Here is a 10,080-nt window from a genome sequence, read left to right as displayed (position 1 = left end):
CCGGTACGGAATCTCATGAACCCCGGCTCGTTTTTCAGGGAAGTGCTTGAATCTCATGAATTCCGGCTATCCGACAGGTTTCTCGGTGTTTTCTGACATGTCGCCGAGCATATTCTTTTACGTCCGATAAGGCAAACTTATTGGACATAAATAAGACTGGCAAAGCGGGGCGGTTTGCACATCATATTGTGGACGAAAGCGCCGCCGTAGGATAGTCTTGTGGCATGACATACCAGCCGGCGACCATCACTGACGACCTGAGCACCCTACCGAAACTGCCGGGCTGGGTCACTTCCGGACGTGTGGAAACCCTTGAAACTGTGGCCTTTCGGTCGGGGGCGGCGCTGACGGTCCTCGACCAACTGATCGGTGATCCCAGGCATGGTGTGCCCGTGAAACTGCTGGCCAACCGGCTGGCGCTGAGAGCCGCGACGGCGACCTCGAAACTGGAAGGGCGGCTCGCGCGAGAGGCGGATATCCGCGACGCGTACCACCTGACACCCCCCGGCGAGGCGCGAGGCCCGGATGGTGATCGGCTGGCCTTCTGGCGCGAGGCGGTGCGGTTGCGTCCCGGTGGGGTCGGTGACATCGCCGATTTGGTTGGTGCGGACTTCGCGGGCGACGTAGGTGTCTGGCTCGATGCGGGAATGGAGCGGTCCCGGACCCATGGGCCGCTGGCGGGCGGCGTGGCGGTCCTACGCGCCGTGCTCGACGCCGACGACCGGGCGGAGCGGGTCGCCTGCCTGCTGTCTGATGTCGTTCTGGCACGGACCCTGAACTGGAAGGTGCTGCTACCGGTTTCGGCGCAGTACCTGACCAAGACGGCGCTGCACGACCTGACCGCGAACGTGCAGGGTGCCGAGATGGCGGTCCAGGCGCGGATCCTCGAGTCCATCGAGGCTGTGATCCGGCTGGCGCGGGAGCTTGTCCGTCGCGCCGAGGCACTTCGCGCCGTCGCGCCGAAGCTCCGGGCGAAGGGATCGGATGCCGCGGTCGAGCTGTTCCTGACCGAGGATGCCGTGGCGCCTGCGTCGATGCTGTCGCCGCGTATCCGCGGAACAACGATCCCCATGACCGATCGCGCCGCGCGGCGGTTTTGCGACCGGCTGGTCGAGTTGGGTGTCGCGCGGGAGCTGACCGGGCGGCCGACGTTCCGGCTCTACGGGATCGCGCCATGACGGTCGCGACCCGGAGGCGGAAGCCAGCGGGTGAGGACGGCACCGTCTTCGACCGTGAGCTGGACGACCTGCCGCAGGAGTTGCGCTGGCGCGAATGGATGGGCCGGATCGAGGCGGTGCTGTTCGCCAGTACCTCACCGGTCGGCCGCGACCACCTGGCGCGGGTGGTAGGGCAGGGGGCCTCGGTCGAGATGCTGATCGAGGACATCCAGGCCGAGTTGACTGGCCGCCCCTATGAACTCGCTCAAGTGGCTGGCGGGTGGATGTTCCGCACGCGGACGCAGTTCGCTGATGCCATCAAGGCGGCTGCCGACCTTGGCGACCAGGCGCTCGCCTTCACCGAGACGGAGATGGGCGTGCTCTGCGCCATCGCCTATCATCAACCGATCGACCGCGCCGGCCTGGCCGACATTTTCGGCAAGGAGGTCAGCAGAGACCTTCTGGCTCGGCTGCGGTACAAGGAGCTGATCGCAAGCGGGCCCCGGTCTCCGCGACCCGGTGCGCCGCATACCTTCGTGACGACAGAGACGTTTCTGGTGACATTTGATTTGCAGAGCTTGCGGGATCTGCCGGAGCTCGAGATACCAACTAAATGAACTATGATTTTGCCACTCTTTCTTTTTCTGACTTCGAAGCACTGTCGCGCGATTTGCTTGGCCGCGAACTCGGCATCCGGTTTGAAGCTTTTCCGGAAGGTGCCGACGACGGGATGGATGGTCGCCATGCTTCCGGTGAAGGCGACGTAATCCTTCAGGCTAAACACTATCTTCGGTCCGGTGCTTCCAAACTGAAATCAAAGATGAAGTCCGAGCGGGCAGCCATCGATGCGCTGGCGCCTCAACGCTATCTTCTGACAACTTCTGCCTCTTTGACGCCAATGGCGAAGACTGAGCTTGCCGAGATCATTGGACCGTCCCTGAATTCCCCCGGGGATGTTTGGGGCCCAGACGATCTGAACGCGCTCCTACGCAAATACCCCGATATCGAGCAGGCGCACCCCAAACTCTGGCAACAGAGTACTGGTGTAATGAAGGCCGTGGTGGCCGATGCTGTCCGGGAGGCCCTAAAGCCTGCCACTGGCACACCAACCGCAATCGTCTCGCTTCTGCCCAAACCTCATCCCACGGAGTCGGCGTTCATTGAAGTAGAGCGCAACGTGGTATTCATCATCAAGTCGTCTCCGGTCGATGACGACTTTGTCCTTTGGCTTGGCCCGAAACTGGAAGCTCAAGGCTACCAGGTTTTTGCCGATATCTTGACGCTGCAGCCGGGAGATCGGTGGCGTCGCCAGGTCAACACGGTCTTGGAAACCCGTGCAGCAAAGGTCCTGCTCATCAGTCGGGCTGAAACGCTCAACGACACATCTGTTCAAGATGACATTGATATCGCTATCGACCTTGGCAAGCGGCTGGACGATTCCCGCTTCATCATTCCGTTGAGACTTGAAGACGGTCAGAAGGTCAAAGGCATTGGCGATGCTTTGCCCGTCGATTTTGTACGCGGTTGGGGTGAAGGTCTTCAGCTTCTGGTGAAGGCACTCCAGCGACAGAAAGTGCCAAAGAGGGATGCTCAGACAAGCATCAACCCGAACTGGGAGCTCTTCCGGCGGCGCAGTGCGATACCTCTTATCGCCGAATCGGAGCGGCTCACATCAAATTGGCTCCGCGTCGAGGAAGTGCCGGACCACATCAACTTCTATGAGCCGTCAGGAGCTACCGATGACCAGAGCGTCAAACGAGCGCTGGCGACCTCTCCGTTCCCGGTCTCTGAGCAGGGCAGGGGTTTTCTCACCTTCGCAACGGGCCCCGAGGTAGAGAGAGCATTGTCCGAAGTCGGACGGTTCAAACTTGTCCACGAGATACCCCTAACCGAGTTTGTTACCAGCGGGTCAGAAGATCTAGGGCTCTCGAACCAGCCTGCGGCGAACAAGGTCAATGCCATGTTGAAGGACGCATGGTCCAACTATTGCCGGGAAAGGGGGCTAATACAGTATCTCTACTCCAATGCCGTCGGGTTTCACGCCTCTGCCGATTTGGCACCGATCGGCCAGCGGTTTCCCTGGGGTCGGCAAGGTGAACGTCATTCTTCCATGCTGCGCAATGTGGCCAAAGGCCATATCTGGCAGTTCGGTGTGACAGCCCTTCCGGCATTTTGGCCGTTCTGGCACTTCAAGCTGAAGTCGCGCGTCCTGTTTGCCGCGGACGACCAAACGCCTGAAGGCAAGCAGATCGAAGACCCACGCAAGATGCACCGGCTCCGCAGATCGGTTTGCAAAGGATGGCGCAACAAACAGTGGCACGGCCGAATGCTCGCCTTCCTGGACCTTATTTCTGGAGACTCGGCCTTCATTCGGCTCCAGATGTCGCCCAGCCAGCATGTGATTCTGGACGCATCACCCATCCTTTTCTCGTCCCCTGTCAGCACGCGGCTCCCAGATGAACTTGATGGAGATGAAGAAGAGGTCGATGAAACTACTCTTGGTCGGCCTGAGGTTGAGGAGGAACCAAACGAATGAAATTTCCAGAAGTCTCCCTCACGGTTGAACACATTCAAGAACCGCAGCTCGAGTTCTGCTATGGACAACCGAGCGCCCACCCGAAGGATGGCCTCTATCTCTATGGTCCGTGGTCAAAGGCAAAGAAGACCCGTGAGGTAAGGATCGGAATCGTCGGCACGCCCGACGGGCTTGCTCATTTTCGAGATTGGGCGAGGAAACTGAAGGCGGCAGTGAAAGTTCCGCCGCCGGGAAGAGGGGAAAAGAAGGACCGTTTGCATCTCGCCGATTTTCCGGGACTGGAGGAGGCGTTCGGGATCACATTCGAGCCCGATGAATGCAGCGCACTCTCGATACCTTTTGCCGACATTGACCACGCAACCCGCATCATCAATTTGCATGAGGCAGTCGATCGGGTCGCGACACTCTTCATCGATCGTGTCCGAAAGCATCTCCGAAACGACGAACGCACCGTGGATGTTTGGCTCATGGTGCTGCCGGAGATTGTCTTCGAGAGGTGTCGGCCGAAATCGCAGCGTACGGGTTTGCCGATGGTCGTCGGAGATTTTGGCAAGAAGCAGCAGGCGAAGGCCAATTTGCCGCTCCTATCTGAAGCAGACGTGATTGATCAAAGCGATGAGGACATCTTCTTTGACGTCCCGGATTTTAGGCGCCGGATAAAAGCCGAATTTCTCAATATTGCCCCAACTCAGTTGATCCGAGAGACCACTCTTGCGCCAGAGGCGTTCTTGAACAAAGCGAACTTTCCAAAGAGAAAGACACAGGATCGGGCGACCGTTGCTTGGAACCTCGCCACCGGCCTCTACTACAAGACGCAGGACAAACCGCCCTGGCGCCTGGCTACCGTTCGACCCGGCGTTTGCTACATCGGAATGGTCTACAAGAGTTTGCCACAAGACCCAGAAGGGCACAGTTGTTGTGCGGCCCAGATGTTCCTTAATGAAGGAGATGGTGTCGTGTTCCGCGGCGCCAACGGACCTTGGAAGACCGGAGATTATGAATATCACCTCAAGCGAGACGCGGCCAAGAACCTCTTGGGTCTGGTACTTGAAACCTACGAAGACATGCATGGTGAGCCGCCAAAGGAACTGTTCATTCACGGCCAGACCTACTTCAACGACGAGGAGTGGGACGCGTTTTGCGAAGCCGCACCAAGCGCCACAAATGTTATTGGTGTCAGGATCAGAACGACCGGCGGAGAGACCAAACTCTTCCGGGACGGTGACTATCCCGTTCTGAGGGGTACTGCTCTGCTGCTGGACCATCAAACTGCATACCTTTGGACGACGGGCTATGTGCCACAGCTCGACACATACATCGGACCGGAAACGCCGAACCCGCTGCACATAACGGTCTTGCGGAGCAAGAGTAGGAAAAAACCTGAATTGATGTCTGTGCTTGAAGACATCATGGGGCTGACCAAAATCAACTACAACTCGTGCAACTTCAACGACGGTTTACCAGTCACTGTCAGGTTCGCGCAGATGGTCGGAGATGTCCTTACCATGGGGTCCGCGAAGGGGCAGGAAAAACAGCCATTCAAATTCTACGTCTGACCATGCTTCGCCAGGACGCGCACCTGTCGCCTGTCATTCGCTGGATAGGTCGGCCGGGCCGAGATAGGCGATGTCAATGCGCCCTTCCTCTTGAGCAACCTGAGCTCGCATCAGTCCGACCCGCCCGGGATTGAGCGCAGCTTTCACTGTGCCGAGCAACTCTCCATCTGGAGCAAGTACTTGTGGCTGACCCGCCATGTGATGGACCTGAACGGGCGAACCTGCGGCGGGCTGGACACCACGCCATTCAACGTTCGCCCAGTACCGGCGATCAGTCCAGACCAAGCTGTCTGCAGGAGCGAAGCTCCTTGTGAACGCCAGCCACATATCCCTGGTGTCGGGCGTCGGCCAATCAGGTTGCGCGCTCCACGCGGTGACTGATTCAGAGTTCAACCATTGGCGAAGCTCTGCACCGGTCTGGAAGTTAGTACCCGTGTCCGTCACAGCTTTGATCGCTGCTAACCGTGAGTTGAATCCGGCCTGAATAAGAATGGCTGCAGATCGATTGACAGTACCGGTTTCAACCGCAGCAACGGCGTATCCGAGCTCATGCTCTTCCAATGCCAACCCAAAGTCTCCGACTGTATCGCCGTTCGCAGAGGCGCGAACACGAATGGCTTCCATCGCCCACGACAACCGATAGACCAGCCCTCCTTCGACGAATTGCAGCGTTTCAGATTCCTGGCCGGCCGCTGTCGCCGCAAGAGGTTCGGCTAGCAGCCATGCACGAAGGACGTCACGCCAATTGCCAGGCATTTGTTCCGGCACAAACGGTTGGATCACAAAAACCATCTCGGCCAGAGCCGTGATGGCCACAATTGCCTCCTCCGCGTCACCGTTCAACAATGCACCGTTGGCTTCGACAAGCAGTTGGTTCGCATTTGCGGCGACCGCATCCAAGGCGAGCCCTGTCGATAGTCCGACACCAGCTAGAAAGTACCCGCGACGACCCTGCGCTGTTGATTGGTTCCAAATGAACTGGCTTCGCGACACAAGGCCTGCCCTAAGCACCCGTTGCACATCCTCGTTCTGGCGCAAGAGGCGACGGTGCCAGAGCGATGACTGGAGAATTGTATCAAGCGCGACTTCGATCTCGGCGTCCGCAATGTCCTCTTCCCCTATCAGGCTGAGGATCGCCGTATCGAGACTGGCGACATGTCTCTCCCAGTCAGCCAGCGCGCGTTCTCGATCCTCCGGGTCTTCATTTGGCACCTCCGGAAAAGTCCAAGCCGCCGCATTGTTGGTCACGTACTCGACGAGCTGGTCGATCTCGCCCCCAACCCGCTGATACATTCGTGTCAACAATGTCCAAACCAAGAGCGCAAGCCCGCTCTCCATGTTGCGAGCGCCCAGATCGTTGATCAGCGCTTCCCAATCTCGTCGCTTCTTGGCGATTCCGTCGAACATCGGAAAGAGGACGACACCTTCCACATCGACGTAGGCCCGCCCAGCTCGGCCGATAACGTTCTTGAACTCAGAAACATCGATCCGTTCGCGATTGCGGTGCAAAGAATGCATGACGACGGCCGTTGCAGAGAGGTTAAGGCCTTGCGCCAGAGTCGGGGAAGAGATCGTCACCTTGAGAACGCCTTCGCGCAGCAGGCGTTCAACTTCCTTTCGGTAGGCGGTGGGGAGTGCGCCATGATGGAGAGCCACTCCCAGGCGCAAGCATTTCAGGATTGCGCTATCGGGTCCCAACCACTCCTCGCCCAAGGCTATCGCTGTGTTCAATGTGCCCGGATCGGCCTCGAAGAGGGATCGAAGTGCACCGCGTTCATGAAGGTCTACGATAACATCGGCGAAAGGTTCGACGCTGCGCCGAATGGGGCAAAAGATCAGGACCGTTTGCCCATCGTCGACCAAGCGCCAGGCCGTCGCCAAACAAAGCTCGCGTTGATCATCGGGAAACAAGCGTGCGCGCCGACGCTTAGGCGGGACCCAGTTTGGTGGGGCTTCACCGACAATAAAGCGCTGAACCCAAGGTCGTTCTTCGCCAACGCGCAGGTTCAGGCGCGCTGTCGGTGATGACCAGACCACCTCACCAAACCTCAACCTGGTCGGGCGCCATTCGTGCTTGATCACACCGCCCGGTTGGTCACGCCGTAGCCAATCAGAAAAGTCCTCAAGTTGATCTCCGTCCGGTAGGATTGCCGAGAGGCAGACAATTCTCCGCTGATCGGCATCCGGACGCCTAAGGAGCCGTTGGATTTGGACCTCATACCGCACCTCCCGCTCGTTGATGCCAATCATGTGCCCTTCATCAAAGATTAGTAGGCCGACATCATCCAGTAGGGAGGGATCGTTGCGCAAAGCGAAGTCGAGTTTCTCAGGCGTCGCAACCACAATGTCGCGTTCACGGATCGCATCTTCGTCAAACCCGCTGACCCCGACACTGCCATACAGGGCCGAGATAGTCTTACCCAAAGGGCCGAACGTCCTTTGTAGCGTGGTCTCTGTTTGGGCCGAGAGCGCACGCAACGGTGTGACAAAGACCACCCTTCGTCCGGAAGCGAGGCAACGCAGAATGCAAAGCTCTGCGATCCGCGTTTTTCCGGCGCTTGTCGGCAGAGACACCACAAGATCGTCGGATTGGTCAACTGCTCGGGTGGCTGCCTCGATTTGCGATGGCCAGAGGTCGATCTCGGATTTTGGTCGCTGTTGAAGCGACGCTATGAACAACTCTCGGAGATCTTGCCAATGAACCGCTTCCCCACCTACCGGTCGGAGTGGCACTCGCTCGTGAAAGGTGTTCGACCAAAGATCTGTCAGGAGATGAATGGCGATACGGTGAGACCACCATTGGGGTAAGAGGTTCAATTCGGCGCAGATTGACAGGCTGCCTTCGAGCCTTTCAATTGCCTGATCCAAGAGCGGCCTTTCGCCTCGCTCGATGGCAAGAAGATACAACGACATTGCGGAAAAGAAATTGTCGATCAATGCGGTGTCGAGCGCCTCGAAAAGAAAATCGTCACCACCATCAACGAGAGGGGCAGCTGCTTCTTTCTCATCAAGTTGGGCCTGAAGTGCCGCCATAATCGTGGCATCACTGCCTGAACCTGAGGCACGGTATTCGAGAACGATGGTGCGAAACGCGGTGAAATCCCGGCGCATCAGCAGAGCAAGTGCGCGTTCAAGCGGCGAGAAGTTCTCGTCGCTCTCAACGATGGTGAGAAGCGAGTACGCCCGCGCTGAAAGGTGTGCGAGATGGTAGCTCGCTGCCGCCATGACGAAATGGAAGTTGCGATTGCTTTCGTTGGGGTCGCCCTTGGCGATGACCGCCTCAAGTGCCGTTGCCGCTTGCTCAAATGCAAGACGCGCTTGTGAAGCGTCCCCTTCAAGTTCACGAAGGCGTAGACCAAGACCTAGAAGAGCATAGCCATATGAGCTCAGATCATAGCTCAAGCGGTTATCGAAGTTGGGCGAGTCTGGTGGTAGAATGCCATTGCGCCAGATAATAGCTCGCGCCTGCCCGCGCGCGATCAGACTGCCGCGAAACCCCGCAGTTGTGGCCTCTGCAATGTCAGCAATGATTGCTTCAGGGGTTGTTGGCATTGGCAATCACCTGATCATAGATAGCACCAATGAACGCCCCGTGACCCTCGACACGCAGGCCAACCCCCCACTGGTTTACTTCCCCAGGATAAGCCTGCAGCGCCGCCGTCAGAAGGGCATTAGGTGCGTTCCCGGAAAACGTGAAGAGCAGATGCCGGACATTTCCCAAGGGGATGCCGTGCTTTAGCAGCGCATCGTCGATTGCATCGGCCATCGGCAACTCGTTCAGTTCCAGCAATCGTGCAGAAATGAATGACAATGCGTGCGGGGATGGTAGCCCGCCATCTTTGTCCAGTCCCGTGCGTGCATCATTGAGGATCTGGGCAGTAAGTGCCGCCCTGCTTTTTGCTTCGGTCTTCAGAAAATGAAGGCGCAGGCTTTGGGGATCTTGCAACATCCCAATCACATCTTCGCCGCGCATCGCCATATTTCGGTGATCTTTCCAGCGCAGGCGCTTGATGGGTGCCCGATAGCCGCCGCTGTGGGCGTCGATCCACTCTGTTGCGTATATCTCGCCTAAGTCACCAGAGCGGATCGCTTTTGTCGTTGGGAGCTTCTCCTCGATCAGCGCCGCCGCTGCTGGCTTTCCAAGCCGTCTCAAAGCTCGAGCGACGTGCTCCTCGGATGCATAGTGCCCAGGTACGACGGTTGCGGTCTCCTGAATGCCCACACCCAGCTGTGCGGGCTGGCCTGTGATTACCCTCAGTGTGTTGTTTCCAATCGGGGTGTCGGCCGAGTTGCACCATCCATCGAATACTGGCATTTTCGCTCACTTTCTCCAGATGGAAGCGAGCTTATCGGCAAAATTCGCGCGGCGCTCTGGCTCGACCTTGTCGAGGTTCGCCAACTTCCAACGAACGGCAGGCAAACCCGCTGCTTCTTCCAGGTCTACTGATGCCCAATCAGCATCTCCGGCTTCGATATCGATCAGGAACTGACGATGTGAGGTCGGCATCTGATTGACAACCACCTCGATCAATTCTTCACGGGTCGCGATCAGATCATCAATTGAGATCGGTGCGCTTGTCATGCCGACGAAGTTAGCGTCGAAATCATGGGCAATATCCTTTCGCCTGGGAGATAGAGTTTCGACGGCCGGCCGATTATGGCTGACTATGTAGACGAGGAAGGCTTGGCGCAGAGTGTGCGTGATGCCTTCGTTCGCAAGGAGATATCGCACGTCGAAGAGGTCGCGCGGATGCTGTCAATCGGCACGCAATCTTAACCCCCTATAGGCGTCCAAAAATGACCCCCTTGGAGTGCTCCGGTAGCTGGCCCG

Annotated in this window: 6 protein-coding genes and 1 pseudogene; 4 read left to right on the top strand and 3 right to left on the bottom strand. The window is 58.0% G+C overall.

Features of this window, described 5'->3' with window-relative positions; all coding sequences use genetic code 11:
• Positions 1 to 224 precede the first annotated feature (224 nt).
• The 4 genes from RBB42_RS27475 to RBB42_RS27460 are packed head-to-tail and all read left to right on the top strand — an operon-like array spanning position 225 to position 5,249.
• The gene (locus RBB42_RS27475) at positions 225 to 1,178 is read left to right on the top strand and encodes a DUF1403 family protein (RefSeq protein ID WP_305970499.1); all 954 of its coding nucleotides are present in this window, start codon (positions 225 to 227) and stop codon (positions 1,176 to 1,178) included.
• On the top strand, positions 1,175 to 1,774 hold the full coding sequence (gene scpB, locus RBB42_RS27470; protein WP_305970500.1) for an SMC-Scp complex subunit ScpB: 600 nt from the start codon (positions 1,175 to 1,177) through the stop codon (positions 1,772 to 1,774). Before RBB42_RS27475 ends, scpB begins: the two co-directional genes overlap by 4 nt.
• The gene (locus RBB42_RS27465; RefSeq protein WP_305970501.1) at positions 1,771 to 3,693 is read left to right on the top strand and encodes a toll/interleukin-1 receptor domain-containing protein; all 1,923 of its coding nucleotides are present in this window, start codon (positions 1,771 to 1,773) and stop codon (positions 3,691 to 3,693) included. Before scpB ends, RBB42_RS27465 begins: the two co-directional genes overlap by 4 nt.
• Positions 3,690 to 5,249, top strand: coding sequence for an argonaute/piwi family protein (locus RBB42_RS27460; protein WP_305970502.1), 1,560 nt, complete (start codon positions 3,690 to 3,692; stop codon positions 5,247 to 5,249). Before RBB42_RS27465 ends, RBB42_RS27460 begins: the two co-directional genes overlap by 4 nt.
• Positions 5,250 to 5,282: 33 nt before the next feature.
• On the opposite strand, the gene RBB42_RS27455 is transcribed toward RBB42_RS27460, so the two are convergent.
• The 3 genes and pseudogenes from RBB42_RS27455 to RBB42_RS27445 form a co-directional block, all read right to left on the bottom strand.
• Positions 5,283 to 8,801: a DEAD/DEAH box helicase gene (locus tag RBB42_RS27455; protein WP_306043938.1), complete on the bottom strand. Its 3,519-nt coding sequence runs from the start codon at positions 8,799 to 8,801 to the stop codon at positions 5,283 to 5,285.
• On the bottom strand, positions 8,785 to 9,564 hold the full coding sequence (locus tag RBB42_RS27450) for a Hachiman antiphage defense system protein HamA (RefSeq protein ID WP_305970504.1): 780 nt from the start codon (positions 9,562 to 9,564) through the stop codon (positions 8,785 to 8,787). Before RBB42_RS27450 ends, RBB42_RS27455 begins: the two co-directional genes overlap by 17 nt.
• Before the next feature lie 6 nt (positions 9,565 to 9,570).
• Positions 9,571 to 9,993 (bottom strand): annotated as a pseudogene (locus tag RBB42_RS27445) (nucleotidyl transferase AbiEii/AbiGii toxin family protein); the annotation flags it as partial.
• Positions 9,994 to 10,080: the final 87 nt, after the last annotated feature.

The organism is Mameliella sp. MMSF_3455 (genome assembly GCF_030733205.1).
Taxonomy (GTDB): domain Bacteria; phylum Pseudomonadota; class Alphaproteobacteria; order Rhodobacterales; family Rhodobacteraceae; genus Antarctobacter.
This window is presented reverse-complemented; position numbering and strand designations above follow the sequence as displayed.

What these genes read in the sequence shown, in the direction of transcription:
- RBB42_RS27475 (WP_305970499.1), top strand. Translation starts at nt 225, where the DNA reads ATGACATACCAGCCGGCGACCATCACTGACGACCTGAGCACCCTACCG.
- scpB (WP_305970500.1), top strand. Translation starts at nt 1,175, where the DNA reads ATGACGGTCGCGACCCGGAGGCGGAAGCCAGCGGGTGAGGACGGCACC.
- RBB42_RS27465 (WP_305970501.1), top strand. Translation starts at nt 1,771, where the DNA reads ATGAACTATGATTTTGCCACTCTTTCTTTTTCTGACTTCGAAGCACTG.
- RBB42_RS27460 (WP_305970502.1), top strand. Translation starts at nt 3,690, where the DNA reads ATGAAATTTCCAGAAGTCTCCCTCACGGTTGAACACATTCAAGAACCG.
- RBB42_RS27455 (WP_306043938.1), bottom strand. Translation starts at nt 8,801, where the DNA reads ATGCCAACAACCCCTGAAGCAATCATTGCTGACATTGCAGAGGCCACA.
- RBB42_RS27450 (WP_305970504.1), bottom strand. Translation starts at nt 9,564, where the DNA reads ATGCCAGTATTCGATGGATGGTGCAACTCGGCCGACACCCCGATTGGA.